The sequence below is a fragment of the Peribacillus aracenensis genome, from assembly GCF_025175645.1.
GTDB lineage: Bacteria > Bacillota > Bacilli > Bacillales > DSM-1321 > Peribacillus > Peribacillus aracenensis.
On the sequence record NZ_JANZMJ010000002.1, the window covers coordinates 33,786 to 50,352 of the forward strand.

Below are 16,567 nucleotides of genomic sequence, written 5' to 3' on the forward strand. Positions count from 1 at the left end.
GGATAAGACCAGATGAAAAGGCCGTTGCTCAACAGAAGCAACGGCCTTTTCAAATCTCCTATATTTATATCATTCGTTTGAAGCTTTATATTCACAATATTTATAAAGTTGAACAGAATCAAAGAAAGACAAAAAACAACCATACCCTTATATTAAGTATGGTTGTTTTAAAAAATTTCATGACTGGTTTTATTGAGTAGTTACATATTCATTATTTCCTGCACGCATTCCAACAATGAAAATAAGTGCCGATATTGCGGCCAACATCAATAAGGGAACTGTCCAGCTGTGTGTAATGTCATGTAGCAATCCGAATAATACAGGTCCAATGGCAGCTAAGAGGTACCCGAATGATTGAGCCATTCCTGATAATTCCGTCGCCTCATGGGTGCTTTGTGTTCGAAGACTAAAGAACATCATGGATAAACTGAATATGGTTCCGACCCCAATTCCAATCAATATCATGCATACTGGTATGAATAGAGTGCTTCCATATAATATGCCGAATATCCCTGCGATAAGGAAGACGACAGGGGGGATCACTAACAGACGCTGACTTTGTAGGCGTCCAGCTAAAATTGGCACAAGGAATGTTATGGGAATGACGGCAAGCTGCATGATGGATAGCATCCAGCCAGCCTCATCAGCGTTCAGCCCTTTTTGCTCCAGGATTTCCGGCATCCAGGTAATTACTGTATAGAAGATAAACGATTGCAACCCCATGAAGAATGTTATCTGCCAGGCTAACCCAGAACGCCATAAGTTAATCTTTTTATCCATTTGTGCCGTTTGCACATCTTTACCTGACTTGAATGGCCGTCTTAATTGCGGCATCCATAAGAAGACTGTGATAAGTGATAAGATTCCCCAACATCCAAGGGCACCAGCCCATCCCAATCCCGATGAAGAAGCAAGGGGAATGCTGATACCGGAACCTATTGCGCCACATAAATTCATGGAAACAGCATAGGTTCCTGTCATCAAACCGATATTCCTGGCAAAATTATGCTTGATCAGACTGGGTAACAATACATTGCCGATTGCAATGGCTAACCCAATTAAAATGGTCCCTATGAACAATGTCGGCACTCCGCCAACTGAGCGTACCCCAATCCCGATTGTTAATAATATCAAGGAAAGGAAAAGTGTAAGTTCCATTCCAAAACGCCGTGCTATCCTAGGTGCAAATGGTGATAATAAAGCGAAAGAAAGCAAAGGCAATGTCGTTAATGAACCTGATAATGTATTGGATATCCCCAGGTTATCACGGATCGAAGTGACAAGGGGGCCAACAGATGTTAAGGGAGCCCTCAGGTTTGCCCCAAGAAGAATGATCCCGATGATGAGTAGTCCAACCTTGGGTTTAATATCCATTTTTGTTTGTTCTAGTTGATTTGCTGCTTGGTTAATGCCCATAACTCCTCCTTACTTACTCTAAAGATTTTTTGAATTGTGCAATGTATTCATTCACTGTTTCGATTGCCCGGTTCGCATCTTGTTCGATGATGGCATCTACAAGATTGCAATGAATGTTCAAATGAAAGTTCACATCAGAACTCATCTCCACTATCTGGTGGATGGATTCATGCAGGGAGTGTTCCATATGTTCGTACAAATCAATCAATAAATCATTATGTGATGAAGCCATAATCGATTTATGTAACTGTATATCGGCTTCTTCGTAAGCCTTGATATCCTTTGCCCTGGCAGCTTTACTGCATGCTGATATATGATATTGCAATCGTTCTATATCTTCTTGATTACGTCTTAATGCCGCTAACTGAGCTCCCTCTCTTTCAAGGGCATGACGGACCTCTAACGTTTCTAATATACTTGACTGCTGGATCCTTCTTTCAAAAGCAGCCCCCAAGGCACTTGATGACCTTACGAATGTTCCTTTTCCTTGTTTCGTTACTAAAAGGCCCGCATAAACAAGTGACCGTACAGCTTCTCTTAATGTATTTCTGCTTACATCGAACTGTTGGATCAAATCCATTTCAGGGGGGATTTGATTTCCAATTTTCCATTCACCTGATTCGATTAACGATTCGATTTGGGAAACGACTTGTTCTACAAGTGATAAGCGATTTGTTTTAGATATGGTCAATATTCACACCTCGAATTTGTAGGATGATTGGTTCATTGGTTATTTTAACATATGTATATTGAAGATGGAGCAAAAGGAGTATTTTAAATCCAAATTTGTTTCCTTTTATTCTTCAGAAAAAAGTCGCAGTTGATTTGAGAAATCAGCTCCCTTTCCGCCGACTGTCTGCCAAGCCTCATCGAAGCAAGCGCCTGTGGTGTCTCGGCTAGCCAGTAATTCGGCAGGAGTGTCGCAAATTTCTTCCATCCAATAAGGATTACAGTAAAAAACCATAAAGTATATCAAAAGTATTGTTTTAAAATCAGTGTTCAGGATGATACAGTTCCGAATCCGCTTTTTAGACAAAAGGGTTTCTATCTGAACTTTTTAAACGAAGTTGATTGGAGCAGGTGTTCGAGACTCCTGCTTAGAAAAGCGAGTGCAGGAGAGACCCCGCAGGTGCAAAGGCGCCGAGGAGGTTTCCGGACCGACCGCGCGAATGGCCCTACGTTCAAATTGTTCTAGCACTAAAAAGACTGTAAACAAATTCGACCTGCATCGAGTTTGCCCACAGTCTGAAATCCTCTATTTAAATTCAGGGGATTTTTATATAATAGTTCTATTTTTTTTGTTTGACAATAAAAGAGAGAAGGATGAATATTGCTAACGTGACAAGACACACTGTGGTCCCAATGATGTTTTGCTTATTGAAGATAAATGCCAAAAAGATGATGCTTAAAGCAGTGATGGCTAATATAGTTGTATATGGGTACCACTTTACCCGGAAACCTGGTTTACCAGTGTATTGATTACGCAGCTTCAATTGCGCGGAACAAATGCTGATCCATAATAATAAAACTGTGAATCCAGGAATGGCCATAAGGTAGCTTAAAATCAGGTCGGGAGTCAAATAGGTTAAAAACACACCAGCCAATATACATAATGTAGTTAGGAATATACCATTAAGCGGGATACCCTTTTTGGTTGTTTTTAAAAATGCTCTAGGCGCTTCCCCATTCTGGGAAAGAGTGAACAATGTCCTTGAGGTAGCGTATATACCTGAATTTGCAGCTGATAACACAGCAGTTAAAAGAACGAAATTCATAATATCGGCTGCTCCGGGAAGACCCGATAAGCTGAAAACCTGAACGAAAGGACTTATTTCAGTGCTTACTTGGTTCCAAGGTATTACCCCACAAATAATAAGTATCGGCAAGACATAGAAAAGGATCACCCGCCATATTGTCCCTTTAATTATTTTTGGTAGGACCCGCTGACTATCTTTTGTTTCCGTGACGGCTACACCAATTAATTCTGCGCCCCCATATGAAAACATTACCACTAAAAGTGCACTTAACATTCCGTCAATTCCTTTGGGGAAAAAACCACCATGTTCCGTGTAATTAGATAATGAAGCCGAACTAGGAAACAGTCCCAGCAGGATCAAAGCTCCTAAAATAATAAAGGCAATTAAGGTTATTATTTTAATTCCTGCGAACCAAAATTCGAGTTCTCCGTAGTATTTTACTTGAAATAAATTAATTCCTATAATTACTGAAGCGCAAAGTATGCTTAACAGCCATAATGGCACCGTAGGAAACCAATATTGTAGAAAACTGCCGGCAGCGACTATTTCTACAATGATTACGATAATCCAATTAAACCAATAGAGCCATCCGACTATGAAGGATAGTTGAAACCCAAAAGCTTTATTAATGAGATGTTGCACGTTCAAATTAGGAAAAGCGGTTGCCATCTCTCCTAATGCGGCCATTACAATAAATAACAATAGCCCCCCTATTATATAGGCTAATACAACACTTGGACCTGCCATATTTAATGTATCGGAGCTCCCCTTAAAAATCCCTGTTCCTATCATTCCTGCTAAAGCAATGAACTGGACATGCCGTGGCAATAGGCCCTTTTTTAAATCTTGATGAGTCTTCTCCATTTTATTCATGCCTTTCATTCATTTTTATAATAAAATAGTCTATAAATAAAACTAAAAAAGCTCTTCTATTATTGAATGCTTTTCCGTACTAAAGTGATATGTTAATATAACATGAATCGGAAAAATGTCAATTTAGGCAGGGGAATTGAAATAGATTCCCAATCAGGAAAGAAGAGTAGTCTTTATTATCTGAAAATATTGGGTTTTATGAAATGAATCAAACGAAAAGCAAACTGATAAGTGGGTCAGACGTTAACCATACCTTTACGACGGTGGCACAGTTGTTTAATTATCAAAAATGGCTATTACAATCCTTAGAACATATTATAACTTCTGCAAACCATTTAAGTCAGGTGAAACAAAGGAAAAGGTGTATTCTTGGGAGTATATTATAAATGGGATTTCTTTAAAAGAAGCTCAATTTTTATCAATGGAATACTTCTTTCTTCTTCAACTTACGATACAGGTTATTAGTAAAAGAAGGGGGAATTGAATTTAGTGGAGATTTAATCTTGTTAGGAATGGTATTTTGACTAGAGGAATTATCAAGGAATATCAAGTTTATGTTCCGAGGGGGATCAGTTGATTGATGAAAAAACAGCGTAACATTATTTTTTACATTGGTACTTCAATTGATGGCTATATTGCGAATGATGATGGTACATTGGAGTGGTTAGAATCAACAGAGGTAGAAGGAGATTCAGGCTACAATGCACTTCTGGAAAGAATTGATACTGTCGTTATGGGAAAAGGAACTTATGATGTCATTCGTGGATTTGATATAAATTATCCTTATATTGATTATAAAAATTATGTATTTTCTAAATCTGTTAGTGGATCAGATGAATATGCTTCATTTATTGATGAAGATGTCAAAACTTTCATTAAAAAGATAAAACAAAGGCCTGGTAAAGATATATGGTTAATTGGTGGGGGAAACTTAGCTCGTGAATTTTTTAAAGAAAATTTAATTGATGAATTCCAACTAGCCATTGCACCTATTATTTTAGGGAAAGGGATTTCCCTTTATGTGGGAGATGATATTGCTCTAAAATACACATTAACGAAAGTAGAAAAATTAGGTCAACTTGCTATGCTTCATTATATTAAAAAATGATTTTGGTCATCTTTCCCTTTTTAACTACATTTATTACTGAAAACCGTTCGATGTTTATAACTAAAGATGAGTTTTAGTATAATAGTTAATAAAGATAAATAAAAGGAAGGGCACAGTTTAAATAACTGTGCTCTTTTTATTGAAATATACTAAAATCACCGAAAAAAACTCGGTGCAAATAGTTGTACATCATAACTTACATTTTTTAGATTAATTAGTTTGTGACAGGTAAAAGAACCGGTTACTTTCAAGGCCGGTTTTCTTTAATATAGGAAAAGCTAACGAGGCTATCCGTTCTCATCTAAAAAGAGAAGAGGGGCCGGCTGTAGGTTTTCTGTTTCTTGTATCGGTTCAATTTCGCTTATAAATTCCAAATAACCGGTATATACCTGCGAGGCCATCCCTAAATAGTGCAATTCAGTGTGGATGATTCCCTTCTGTGGTGAATGGTACATATACATATTTTCATCCCTCCTTTCTATAAAAAAATAGGCCAGCCAGTTATAGGAGTTAATCGAACCATTATGAACGTTATTTTTATTTGAGATCATTCTTAATGTTTCAAATATTGGATGCTCCAGGTTCGAAGTCCTTGGATTTGACGAAGGATTTTTGTTTTGTTATGAGTATTTGTTTTATTAAATCAGGATTAAAAAATATGATAAACATTTTGGAATGGTCTTAAACGAAATTTAGGACTTCCCCATATTCCTTGGCCAATTGGGTCAGAAAGCCAATGGAATCAGTTTGGAACTCCTTTTTATGTCCGTAAATCAGCCTTCCTTTTGGAACCTTTGGAGATGTGCGGAAGACATCATCAGCGCGGCTCAATGTAGTTTTTCCCCTTTCTTTAAAATAATTACATATAATCATTCTATGAGGATAAGCTAAATCGGTTTGGACAAGTCATTAAAGAAAGGGCAAATAATTCTATGAAAAAATAAAGTTTCATCAGTTAGCAAAAAAAACTCTGGATGAATAGAGCCAGAGTCTTTCATGAAAGCTGTGGGTTAATGATGTGGGTTTCAAGTTCTTTCTTCATCGTCCCCATGCAGGAAACGATCATTTTTTTCATTAATGGGCCCGCCAAATTGTGCATTGATTTCCTTAACCACTTGATCTAAAAAATCATCGGATAGTATTGGATTATTAGTTTTTTTGTGCATGTGTTTTTCAACAACCCTTTCTGGAAATCGTTGTTAGGATCAATAATGAAGGATACGTTATCAACATAACCTCACTGATAATAAATTATTCTTTCTATAGCGAACATTTTCACTCGCTTTTACATTTCACGGAAGCGTTTATAATAAACAGTTATATTTCGCTTAGAGATTAGGGTATGGGGATATGTTAGTGGATCATTTTACAACCAGAGGGGTGAACCCGATGTGGAAATGGCCCAATTACCTCTTGGTAATTGGGCGGGGGTATATTCATTTCATTTAGGGAACAACTGCCTTAAATATGTTATTAGCTGATCACGAAGTTCAGGTCGTTTCATGGCGAAATCTAATGAAGCTTGGAGGAAGCCGAATTTATCGCCAACGTCATATCGATTTCCTTTGATGATATACGAGTATATTGGTTCCTTTTCTAACAGAAGGTCTAAAGCTTCGGTAAGCTGGATCTCCCCATTCCGATCGGGCTGTGCGGTTTCAAGGATTTTAAAAATCGCAGGTGATAAAATATATCGTCCAATAATCGCCTGTGTTGATGGTGCATCCTCCACTTTTGGCTTCTCCACCAAGTTTCTTACCAGAAATATATCCTCATATCGTCCTTGGAAATTTACGATCCCATACTTGGATACATCGGCAGGTGATACATCCTTACATCCGATAATGCTCGTACGAACCTTGTTATACCGTTCCATTAACTGCTTCAAAGCTGGAACCGGGCTATCCACGATATCATCCCCTAACAAGACGGCAAAAGGTTCGTCTCCGATAAAAGTTTTGGCACATAAAACTGCATGCCCCAGGCCTAAAGGTTCCTTTTGTCTTACATAGTGGATATCCACCATGTTGGAAATGTTCTCCACGATTTTAAGCAGTTCATTTTGACCTTTCATTTGCAGAAGCATTTCAAGTTCAATGGATTTATCGAAATGATCTTCGATTGCACGTTTGTTTTTCCCTGTAACGATGATAATATCTGTAATCCCTGATTGTACCGCTTCCTCGATAATATATTGAATGGTCGGCTTATCGACAATCGGCAGCATTTCCTTTGGTTGAGCTTTCGTCGCAGGTAAAAATCGTGTTCCTAAACCGGCTGCTGGAATCACCGCTTTCTTTATCATAGCCCAGCCCCTTTTTAAGTTTCTTTAATATGCTTTTTGTTCTACCCTTCATTTTATGTGGTCATTGGTTGACCTATTTCAAAATGGGTTAAAATAAATCCCTGAAATAGAATAGATTTACCTTTGAAGCAAATATTATGGATATATGAATTGAGTCAAGAGGTGTATATTTTGCCAATTGAAAATCAAGAGAGAGTTCAAATCCTTTTTGCCTTACTCGTCATTGTTTTATATCTTTCTCCTTTATTCATCCTTGGGGAAAATGCGCATATTCGCGTACATGATAATTTGGATTCCAACCTTGCCTGGTATAAAGTCCTTTCAGAGAGCGGTGAGTTATTCGGTGCAATAGACGCCAAAATTCCCCAGATTATGAATGGACTTCCTCGAAATGCATTTGGCAGTGAGTTCAGTATTATCGTGTGGCTTCATTCACTTTTTCCGACAATGGTTGCATATGCAATGAGCCAGGCATTAACAAGGTTTATTGCATTCTTTGGTATGTATATCCTATTAAAGAAACATTTGATTACAGGATCCCGATCAGGCTGGATTAGGGTTGGAACATCCTTAGCCTTTGCCCTTACCCCATTCTGGCCATCGGGAATGCTCAGTACACTTGGAATGCCGCTTGCACTTTGGGCTTTCTTGAATATTCGCAGCAAGGACCATTCTTGGAAGAATTATTTAGTCCTTACACTTTTACCGCTTTATTCAAGCATCGTACTTGGCTTTTTCTTTTTCCTTGTTGCAATGGGGTTTCTTTGGCTAACGGATTTAATCAGGAAAAAAGGATGGAATATAACGTTTCTTCTTTCAATCGTGTATATGACGGTCATTTTTGGAATGGTGGAGTATCGTTTGGTCGCTTCATTCATTTTTGATTCAGAGCCAAACAGCAGAGATGAGTATTTTCACGCAAGGCTGCCCCTCGAGTGGGTCATTAAACTTACATTCAAAAATTTCGTTCTTGGCCATACGCATGTCATGACTGTACATGCGCTTATCATCCTGCCGATTACCATTTTCGCCTTTTATATTATTCTGACCAAAAAACTGTGGAGACAGGAAAAGGTATATGTTTTTTTATTTTGCTTGAATTTTATCCTCTCAGTGTGGTACGCATTTTGGTTTTATAAAGGCTGGCTTCCTTTAACGGAAAGGTTTCACACCCTGGATACCTTTAATTTTGCCAGATTTCACTTCTTAAGGCCGATGGTCATTTACGTGGGGTTTGCCCTCGCGATAAAGATTATTTGGGAACACAGCGATTATGCTAAGAAAACCCTTTCTATTTTCATCGCCGTTCAAATTATGATCTTAATGGGATTCAATGAGGAAATCACTCATAATAAAAAACCTTCTTTTAAAGAGTTCTATTCAGTAAGCCTTTTTCGGGAAATAAAAGATCATATTGGCCTTCCACAGGAAGAATATCGTGTTGCCAGCATTGGGCTGCATCCTGCAATTGCACAATTTAATGGATTTTACACGCTAGATAGCTATAACAATTTCTATCCGCTTACTTACAAACATCAATTTCGTCAAATAATTGAAAACGAATTGGCTAAGAATAAAAACATCAGAATCTACTTTGATGAATGGGGAGGACGTTGTTACCTATTTGCCGATGAGCTTGGGAAGCATTATATGTTCAAGAAAAGCTCGAAGAAAGAGCTGGAAAATTTAGACCTTAATATGGATGCTTTTAAAGGATTAGGTGGCAAGTATATATTTTCTGCCATACCAATTAACAACGCGGAGGAAAACGGATTGGTACTAGATAGGATTTTCGTAAAAAAAGGAAGTGTATGGAAAATTTATTTATACAGAGTCATGTGAAAAGGGGGGGAATAAAGTGAATTCACCGATACTGACGATTGTTGTACCTTGTTATAACGAAGAAAGCGTATTGCAGGATACCATTTCCCAGCTTTGTGGATTGGTGAGGGGATTAGTCGAAGAAAACGTTGTTTCTGGTCAAAGTAAAATTCTATTGGTTGACGATGGAAGTAAAGATCAAACATGGAAGATCATTTATAAGGAAACGATTAATAATGAATTTGTTCGTGGGCTAAAGCTTTCCCGGAATGCAGGACATCAAAATGCACTCCTGGCAGGATTGTTTACAGCTAAAGAAGCCTCGGATTGTGTGATTTCCATTGATGCAGATTTACAAGATGATATTCAAGTCATCCCTGAATTCATCCGGAAATTCAATGAAGGATGTGAAATTGTATACGGTGTCCGCCAAAAAAGGGACCTTGATTCATTTTTCAAACGAACATCTGCAACTGGTTTTTATAAAATGATGAACAAGATGGGGGTTAACCTTGTCTATAATCATGCGGATTTCCGGCTAATGAGTAAACGGGCGATCGCGGAGTTGGAACGATTTGATGAAACGAATCTTTTTTTACGGGGAATCGTACCGCTTATTGGGTTTAAGACGGACTCTGTTTATTATGATCGAAAAGAAAGATTGGCTGGGGAAACGAAATATCCATTTAAGAAGATGGTTGCTTTTGCGCTTGATGGCATTACTTCCTTTTCAGTTACACCGATCCGGCTTGTATTATGGCTAGGATGTTTTTCATTTTTCATTAGCTTACTCTTTGGATCTTACTTTTTATGGTTAAAGTTTTATGGGCAGACCGAGACTGGATGGACTTCATTAATCACCTCCATATGGTTGATCGGTGGCCTACAGTTGATTGCTGTCGGCTTGATTGGGGAATATATCGGTAAAATCTATAATGAATCCAAACGCCGGCCTAAATATATAGTTGATCTGGACCTATTTAATCCGCTCGATTTAAAAAAACGGGAGCAACTAGACAATGAACGGAACAGTATTGAAAAACTATCTAAAACACACTAACTCCTTTATCCGCTTTTTATTGGTTGGGATAGTCAATACAGCGCTTGGGCTTTCCCTTATGCTTTTTCTCATGAATGTTCTTGAATTATCTTACTGGGTCTCCACCTTTATCGGTAATGGTACGGGAGCTGTAACGAGTTTTCTTTTGAACAGGACTTTTACCTTTAAAAGTGATATAGAATGGCGGAGAGGAGTTGCACGTTTCTTTTGCGTCATCCTGATCTGTTATTCCGCCGCATATTCTTTAGGCCAAGCTATTGCGGAATCAATGGAAGGATCCGTTCATTTACCCATACAACAAAATGTGGCTGTGATGATAGGAGCCATTTTTTACACAGTTCTCAACTATATTGGCCAGAAATACTTTGTCTTTAAAAAAAGCAATTTAAGGCCAATTCAAGAAGGCAGGAACTAATTAGGATGGAGCAGTGTGATAATGCCCCCGATTGACGGGAATTAAAGTGGAATCGGAAAGAGAAAATCAATGCAAGTATAACGACGACTCAAGCTGGGGGCAGATCTGTTTCACTTCATCCTCTTCAAGTGGCAATCATTTATTCCTTTTATGACCATCTTTTGTTCATTCACTCCTTGTTTTTTTCTTTTTGGACGTTTATTTACCTCCGTTCCTCCCTTCGAACCATTTGTTTGCATGACTTATGTAATATACGTCAAGAATAAAACCTCGCATACAAAAAAAAATTATATTTCTGTGCAAAATTTTCATTTACATTTCCATTTCACGGGAGTATGATAATCAACAGTTTCATATTTCTAAATCGCTTAAACCTTATGGTGCGGGGGACCCGGTATTGGGATTGTTACTACAATCCAAGGGGTGAATCCTTTCAAGGTAGGGCTACTCTTAGGTCCGAATCCGACAGCTAACCTCGTAAGCGTTATATGAGAAGGAAGGTGGAGCTTGTTAGACAAAAAAATTGATGTCTACAGGTCTATTTAGTTATGACTTGTAGGCATTTTTCTATTTCTTCTTGTATTTTGCTACAGCTGGGTAACTTAAATTTAATATGGTGGTGAATACTTGATGTTATCTTCTATAAAGAGATTCCTGATTGGGAGACCTCTAAAATCAAATGCACTTGGTGAACAAAAGCTTAACAAAACAAAGGCTTTGGCGATATTATCTTCTGATGCTTTGTCTTCTGTTGCTTATGGACCTGAGCAAATATTGATCGTTCTGATCACTGTCGGTGCTGCAGCATTCTGGTATTCCCTTCCTATCGCAATCGGCGTATTGATCCTGTTAACCGCCTTGATCTTGTCCTATAGACAGATCATTTTCGCTTATCCGCATGGCGGGGGGGCATATGTGGTTTCAAAAAACAATTTGGGAGTCAATCCAGGGCTGATAGCTGGAGGATCCTTATTGGTGGATTATATTTTAACTGTGGCTGTTAGTGTTTCTGCAGGTACGGATGCAATCACGTCCGCTTTTCCCGGCCTGCATTCATATAATGTCATCATAGCCATCATTTTCGTCATTCTGCTTACAATCCTGAACTTGCGGGGGGTTACGGAGTCGGCCTCTGTTTTGGCCTATCCGGTGTACCTATTCGTTTTAGCATTGTTCATCTTGATTGGTGTCGGGATTTACAAGATTTTGACAGGGGGAGTTTCACCTGAATTGCACACGCCCATCGGGACTCCGGTAGCGGGCATCAGTTTATTCATACTGCTAAGAGCATTTGCGTCAGGAAGCTCCGCATTGACAGGAGTCGAAGCTATTTCCAATGCAATTCCGAACTTTAAAGATCCGGCCCCGAATAATGCGGCGAAAACTTTAATAGCGATGGGTTCCTTATTAGCTGTATTATTTTCGGGAATCGTATTCTTAGCCTATTATTTAAGCATCGTCCCTAGCGCAGAGGTAACAGTCGTCTCCCAGGTTGCTGAAGAGATCTTTGGTCGGAATTTCATGTATTTCTTCATTCAAGGTACGACTGCCTTGATCTTGATACTTGCGGCCAATACTGGCTATTCGGCCTTCCCTCTGCTTGCGGTAAATCTAGCGAAGGATAAATTCATACCGAGGGCGTTTACGATCAGAGGGGACCGATTAGGGTATTCCAATGGAATAATCATACTGGGACTTGCCTCGATCATCTTAATAGTCTCATTTGAAGGACATACAGAAAATCTCATTCCGCTTTATGCTGTAGGGGTATTCATTCCATTTACTCTGTCCCAGACCGGGATGATTGTTAAATGGATCCGCGAAAAGCCAAAAGGCTGGATGTTGAAATTAACCATTAATTCAATTGGTGCCATTATTAGCTTTATCGTCACGATGATATTCTTCTTGACCAAGTTTACTCAGGTTTGGCCTGTTTTGATTTTTATACCTATTATCCTGTTAATTTTTCATCGAATCAGAAAGCATTACGAAGCAGTTGGTGACCAACTAAGGATTACAACATGTGAGCCGATCTTGCCAATTGAAGGAAATATCATTATCGTCCCTGTTGCCGGGATAACTCATGTGGTCGAGAACTCTTTAAATTATGCAAAATCTCTTTCAGCGCATCAAGTCATTGCCGTTTATGTTGCTTTTGAAAGAGAAGATGAAAAGAAATTCGGAGAAAAATGGAAAAAGTGGCAGCCGGATGTCCGACTGGTTACACTGAATTCTTATTACAGAAGTATCATTCAGCCATTAACAAAATTCGTGGATACGGTTGAACATAAGGCGAGTGAATCCAATTATAAAGTTACGGTGATCATCCCCCAATTCATTCCGAAGAAGGGCTGGCACAATATTCTTCATAACCAATCAAGTTTACTGATCCGTGCCTACTTACTTTATAGAAGGAATGTGGTTGTTACGACTGTGCCATATCATTTGAAGAAGTAAGTTACAGGATGTAAGAAATATAGAAGCCTAGACTGCAGGCAAACTTGAACTGCCTCGTAAATGTTAGACACCAAACTAACATTTATGGGGTGTTTTTTTATGGCTTGTACATATTGGGCGTTTATTTCAGCTCCAGGCACTCGCTTTCCGCAGGCGGTACTGAAGCGTCCTCGGCTTGCGCCTTCGTGGGTCTCCCTTATGGACGCGCTTTTCCCGCAGGAGTCTCGCACACCCACTCCAATCAACTTGGTTATAGCATTTAATTTAGAAACCAAACCTGGGGATTTGAAGGTGTTGCTTCGGGGCAGTTGTTTCCTTCATTTGATGAAAGAGTCGTTTTCCGAACTCCTTGTGTCTACAAACTGATAGGAAGCCTAAATATGGTTTTCTTTTTTTTATAATCTTATAAATAAAAAGACAGTCCCTACAGAATCTTTTCTTGAAGAAGAACATTAATTAAAAACTCAATAAATTCACAATAACGATTAATGCTAATGAAACCCATACAAGAAAAAGGATTGCAGTAAGATGTGGGGATAAGGCATAATGATTTAAATTTTTTCAGTCAAAAGGATTTTGGAAATACTTGTCGAAAATTATAAAAACAACGCTCATGTTGATAATAGCCAGGCATGGGAAGAATGATGAACGGCTCTCCTGAAACGCGAAGAAATGTGGATGACCCTCTCGGCCGTACTCATGGCAAACGACTACTGTAGTAAATCTCTAATTGCAAGCCAAGCTTAGTGAAAGCATGAAAGTCATTGTATCAATGTTGCGAAATTATCACTGCTTGCAAAAGTTTCAAGGGTAAAGGAACTGGGTGACAATGCAATATAAAAGGAGCGTGATGGTAGTTGAACATCATTCAGAACTTCAATACCTTCGACTATTTTCCATTCCAGCCGGAATTTGAGATTCTATCGGATTACTATATAGAATATAAACAAAGAAATTCTGACCATTCAACTACATTATTCTATCAATTTAAAATCAATCGGGATTTAATGAATCCAATGTCCGTCATTCCCGATGGGTGCATCGACATATTATTTTATTGCGATCCCGATAGCCCCTCCGCAGATGTATGCGGGAGTGTCCTCAAGTACAAAACGATAAACTTTCAGGCTAATTGTGAATATTTCGGTGTGAGGTTTTTGCCTAAGCAGGAAACCCAGCATTTTAAATATTCCATGAAGGAGGTAATCAATCGCCAAATCCCCTTAGCCGATATGGTGAAAATTGGACCTGCCATTATGGAAAGGTTAATAAATGAACGGGATTTTCGTAGAAGAATAAAGCTGTTCAAAGAAGAAATAGGGATTAATATTTTTGCGTGTAATGAGTTGCCTGCCATTATAGAATATTCCTTGGACAAAATATATTCTTCCAAAGGAAATGTAAATATGAATCAATTAGCCGCTGAGACCGGATACTCTACAAGGTACTTGCGAAAGCAATTCGATGCCCATGTAGGGATGCCGCCCAAATTATTCAGCCAAATAGTGAGGTTCCAAAACTCCCTGCATATGTTATTGAACAAACGGGCCTTTACAGTTTGGGATGTGATTAATGAGAATGGATATTTTGATCAATCACATTTAATTAATGAATTTAAAAAATTTGGTTATATGACTCCTAATGAATTCATTAATGCCGTTTCAGGAAATTGTCAAACCCAATATAAAGTTATTGATATATAGTGATTAAGATCCCGTTCATACGAGATCTTTTTTTGTTTGGTTTTAATCCACGGCTTAAATATTCTGAATGTTCCGCTTTTTACAATAAAAAAATAATGCGCAGCCTTATTCTTTTAATAGATATACGATTGTTGTTTTTGAGATTTCCACTAGAAAGGGGAAACGATGGATGGGAAAAAAATATCAATTGTTCATTGAGGGGCGATGGGTTGATTCATTATCTGGAAGAACATTTGAATCACTTAATCCTGCAACAGATGAAGTGAATGCTGTAGTTGCCGAGGCTGGTCCGGAAGATGTTGATTTAGCGGTAAAAGCTGCACGAAGGGCGTTTGAATCTGGCCCATGGGCTGAAATGGCGCCGGGGGATAGGGGAAGGTTACTGAATAAAGTGGCACAGGCACTGTGGGAGAAAGCTGATATGCTGGCCGAAGTCGAATCACAAGATAACGGGCTGCCAATCAATGAAACAAAATTCATTGCGATGCCAGCCATGATAGATGTACTCGAATTTTATGCGGGGTTAGCAAATAAAGTCCAGGGAAGTACCCTTGCTTCTCCTAATAACCGGTTCAATTATACCTTGAAGGAGCCAATCGGTGTCATAGGAGCCATAGTGCCTTGGAACTTTCCTCTTATGCTGACGATGTGGAAGCTAGCCCCTGCTTTAGCGGCAGGCAATACGATCGTGATCAAACCAGCTGAGCAAACTCCTGTAAGCATTCTGGAAATGGTTAAAATCTTTCAAGAAGTCGGTATTCCAGATGGAGTCATCAATGTTATTCCGGGATACGGGAAGATAGCGGGGGATGCCCTCTCATCACATCCGGACGTCGATAAAATCGCTTTTACGGGTTCAACGAATACTGGCCGCCTAATCATGCAGGCAGCAAGTAAGAACTTAAAACCAATCAGCCTTGAATTAGGGGGGAAATCACCAAATATCGTTTTTGATGATGCCTCCATCGAGAATGCAGTGAATGGATCCATGTTTGGTATCTTCTTCGCCCAAGGCCAAGTATGCGCCTCGGGTACAAGACTTTTTGTGCAGGAAAGCATATATGATCGATTCATGGATTCATTCGTGAAGAAAGCACAATCCATCCGTGTAGGGAATCCTTTAGATCAAACGACCCAAATGGGACCGCAAGTTTCTTTACAGCAACTGAACAAAATTCAACAGTACGTAGCGGCCGGACTGGAACAGGGAGCTAATCTTGTCATGGGCGGCGAAAGAAACACGATGGCAGGAAAAGGCTATTTTTTCACGCCCACCGTTTTTGAGAATGTCACCAATGATATGACAATTGCCCGGGAAGAAATTTTTGGGCCGGTTTTGTCGGTCATCAAGTTCAAAGATGAAGAGGATGCATTGAACAAGGCAAATGACAGCTTGTATGGGCTGGCTTCAGGTTTATGGACCAATGATTTAAAACGGGCGCACCGTATGGTAAGGGGGTTAAAAGCGGGGACGGTGTATGTGAACACGTTTAGCATGCTTGATAGCACAGCCCCTTTTGGCGGCAGGAAGCAAAGTGGTTTTGGAAGGGAACTGGGCATCCAAGCGATGGATATGTATACGGAAACAAAAAACGTGTGGATTGATTTGAATGAGCAAGGCTTGAACTGGTATGGAGTTTAAGGGCAGGGAT

Annotated in this window: 14 protein-coding genes and 1 riboswitch; of the genes, 7 read left to right on the plus strand and 7 right to left on the minus strand. The window is 39.2% G+C overall.

The features are described from left to right. Positions 1-189 precede the first annotated feature (189 nt). The 3 genes from N0M92_RS02820 to N0M92_RS02830 form a co-directional block, all read right to left on the minus strand. The gene (locus N0M92_RS02820; RefSeq protein WP_260284365.1) at positions 190-1,416 is read right to left on the minus strand and encodes a CynX/NimT family MFS transporter; all 1,227 of its coding nucleotides are present in this window, start codon (positions 1,414-1,416) and stop codon (positions 190-192) included. A 13-nt stretch (positions 1,417-1,429) separates the two neighbouring features. Then, positions 1,430-2,107 carry a FadR/GntR family transcriptional regulator gene (locus tag N0M92_RS02825; protein ID WP_260284366.1) on the minus strand — a complete coding sequence of 226 codons (678 nt, stop codon included), beginning with the start codon at positions 2,105-2,107 and terminating at the stop codon, positions 1,430-1,432. Positions 2,108-2,705: 598 nt separating this feature from the next. After that, positions 2,706-4,037: an amino acid permease gene (locus N0M92_RS02830; RefSeq protein ID WP_260284586.1), complete on the minus strand. Its 1,332-nt coding sequence runs from the start codon at positions 4,035-4,037 to the stop codon at positions 2,706-2,708. 589 nt (positions 4,038-4,626) lie between these two features. On the opposite strand from N0M92_RS02830, the gene N0M92_RS02835 reads away from it, so the two are divergent. Further along, a complete protein-coding gene (locus tag N0M92_RS02835; RefSeq protein WP_260284587.1) occupies positions 4,627-5,154 on the plus strand; it encodes a dihydrofolate reductase family protein in 528 nt (175 codons plus the stop codon). Positions 5,155-5,441: 287 nt separating this feature from the next. Here the strand turns inward: N0M92_RS02835 and N0M92_RS02840 are convergent, their stop codons facing one another. The 4 genes from N0M92_RS02840 to galU all read right to left on the minus strand — a co-directional run bounded on the left by N0M92_RS02840 (position 5,442) and on the right by galU (position 7,459). Continuing rightward, positions 5,442-5,615, minus strand: coding sequence for a hypothetical protein (locus N0M92_RS02840; protein ID WP_260284367.1), 174 nt, complete (start codon positions 5,613-5,615; stop codon positions 5,442-5,444). Positions 5,616-5,835: 220 nt separating this feature from the next. Further along, positions 5,836-5,985, minus strand: coding sequence for a hypothetical protein (locus N0M92_RS02845; protein ID WP_260284368.1), 150 nt, complete (start codon positions 5,983-5,985; stop codon positions 5,836-5,838). A gap of 194 nt (positions 5,986-6,179) precedes the next feature. Next, positions 6,180-6,320 (minus strand): bacitracin ABC transporter ATP-binding protein, encoded by a 141-nt coding sequence (locus N0M92_RS02850; protein WP_260284369.1) that lies wholly within the window; start codon positions 6,318-6,320, stop codon positions 6,180-6,182. A gap of 275 nt (positions 6,321-6,595) precedes the next feature. Beyond that, on the minus strand, positions 6,596-7,459 hold the full coding sequence (gene galU / locus N0M92_RS02855; protein ID WP_260284370.1) for a UTP--glucose-1-phosphate uridylyltransferase GalU: 864 nt from the start codon (positions 7,457-7,459) through the stop codon (positions 6,596-6,598). Between the two features lie 177 nt (positions 7,460-7,636). Here galU and N0M92_RS02860 point away from each other — a divergent pair, with 177 nt between their 5' ends. The 6 genes from N0M92_RS02860 to N0M92_RS02885 all read left to right on the plus strand — a co-directional run bounded on the left by N0M92_RS02860 (position 7,637) and on the right by N0M92_RS02885 (position 16,557). Continuing rightward, entirely contained in the window at positions 7,637-9,301 is a 1,665-nt protein-coding gene (locus N0M92_RS02860; protein ID WP_397443799.1) for a DUF6044 family protein, read from the plus strand. Positions 9,302-9,317: 16 nt separating this feature from the next. Next, positions 9,318-10,340: a glycosyltransferase family 2 protein gene (locus tag N0M92_RS02865; protein WP_260284371.1), complete on the plus strand. Its 1,023-nt coding sequence runs from the start codon at positions 9,318-9,320 to the stop codon at positions 10,338-10,340. After that, positions 10,300-10,755 (plus strand): GtrA family protein, encoded by a 456-nt coding sequence (locus tag N0M92_RS02870; protein WP_192203445.1) that lies wholly within the window; start codon positions 10,300-10,302, stop codon positions 10,753-10,755. The genes N0M92_RS02865 and N0M92_RS02870 overlap by 41 nt, the downstream gene beginning before the upstream one ends. A 355-nt stretch (positions 10,756-11,110) precedes the next feature. Then, positions 11,111-11,255: riboswitch (cyclic di-AMP (ydaO/yuaA leader) on the plus strand. 130 nt (positions 11,256-11,385) lie between these two features. Then, positions 11,386-13,212, plus strand: a complete 1,827-nt coding sequence (locus N0M92_RS02875) for an APC family permease (RefSeq protein ID WP_260284589.1) — start codon at positions 11,386-11,388, stop codon at positions 13,210-13,212. An 857-nt stretch (positions 13,213-14,069) separates the two neighbouring features. Next, on the plus strand, positions 14,070-14,915 hold the full coding sequence (locus tag N0M92_RS02880; protein ID WP_260284372.1) for a helix-turn-helix domain-containing protein: 846 nt from the start codon (positions 14,070-14,072) through the stop codon (positions 14,913-14,915). A 169-nt stretch (positions 14,916-15,084) separates the two neighbouring features. Further along, complete coding sequence (locus N0M92_RS02885) at positions 15,085-16,557, plus strand: aldehyde dehydrogenase family protein (RefSeq protein WP_260284373.1); 1,473 nt, start codon at positions 15,085-15,087, stop codon at positions 16,555-16,557. The last annotated feature ends 10 nt before the right edge of the window (positions 16,558-16,567 follow it).

Excerpts from the sequence above, each read along its gene's own strand:
- N0M92_RS02820 (WP_260284365.1), bottom strand. The coding sequence starts at position 1,416 with ATGGGCATTAACCAAGCAGCAAATCAACTAGAACAAACAAAAATGGAT.
- N0M92_RS02830 (WP_260284586.1), bottom strand. The coding sequence starts at position 4,037 with ATGGAGAAGACTCATCAAGATTTAAAAAAGGGCCTATTGCCACGGCAT.
- N0M92_RS02835 (WP_260284587.1), top strand. The coding sequence starts at position 4,627 with ATGAAAAAACAGCGTAACATTATTTTTTACATTGGTACTTCAATTGAT.
- N0M92_RS02840 (WP_260284367.1), bottom strand. The coding sequence starts at position 5,615 with ATGTATATGTACCATTCACCACAGAAGGGAATCATCCACACTGAATTG.
- N0M92_RS02850 (WP_260284369.1), bottom strand. The coding sequence starts at position 6,320 with ATGCACAAAAAAACTAATAATCCAATACTATCCGATGATTTTTTAGAT.
- galU (WP_260284370.1), bottom strand. The coding sequence starts at position 7,459 with ATGATAAAGAAAGCGGTGATTCCAGCAGCCGGTTTAGGAACACGATTT.
- N0M92_RS02870 (WP_192203445.1), top strand. The coding sequence starts at position 10,300 with ATGAACGGAACAGTATTGAAAAACTATCTAAAACACACTAACTCCTTT.
- N0M92_RS02875 (WP_260284589.1), top strand. The coding sequence starts at position 11,386 with ATGTTATCTTCTATAAAGAGATTCCTGATTGGGAGACCTCTAAAATCA.
- N0M92_RS02885 (WP_260284373.1), top strand. The coding sequence starts at position 15,085 with ATGGGAAAAAAATATCAATTGTTCATTGAGGGGCGATGGGTTGATTCA.